This is a genomic window from Kocuria sp. CPCC 205258 (assembly GCF_040981005.1).
Classification (GTDB): domain Bacteria; phylum Actinomycetota; class Actinomycetes; order Actinomycetales; family Micrococcaceae; genus Kocuria; species Kocuria rosea.
On record NZ_JAVKPS010000056.1, the window covers coordinates 1 to 549 of the forward strand.

The window sequence follows — 549 nt, forward strand, 5'->3', positions numbered from 1 at the left end:
GCAGCGGTCGGCGACGCGCTGGGCGGTCCCGTCGAGGGATACACCCCCGACCAGATCGTGGAACGCCACGGCGGGCGAGTCACCGGCATCGTCGGCCCCTGGCACGGCGACGACTGGCGCACCGCACGCCCCATCGCCCCGTACCACAAGGGTGACGGCCACATCACCGACGACACCCTGATGACGCACGCGCTGATCGGGGTGTACGCCACGGTCCGCGACCACCTCGACGCGTACGCCGTCGCCGACCACCTCGTCCCCGACCTCATCACCAACCCCCGCTGGATCCCGGAGCTCGAGGCCGAGGCCATTCCCCTCCAGCGGCTCTTCCTCGCCGAGAAGTGGCTCGTCGCCCGGCTGCACTACGGGCACCACGACCCGCGGGAGGCCGGCAGCGGAAACATCGTCAACTGCGGTGCGGCGATGTACATGGCGCCGGTGGGACTGGTCAACGCGGCCAATCCGGCGGCAGCCTACGCGGAGGCGGTCGACATCGCGGGCGCCCACCAGTCCTCCTACGGGCGGGAGGCGGCCGGAGTCTTCGCGGCC

At 71.9% G+C, this 549-nt stretch carries 1 protein-coding gene; it reads left to right on the forward strand.

What is annotated here, in order from left to right:
• A partial coding sequence (locus RF644_RS18805) for an ADP-ribosylglycohydrolase family protein (protein WP_368797666.1) occupies positions 1–549 on the forward strand: 549 nt, incomplete at both ends.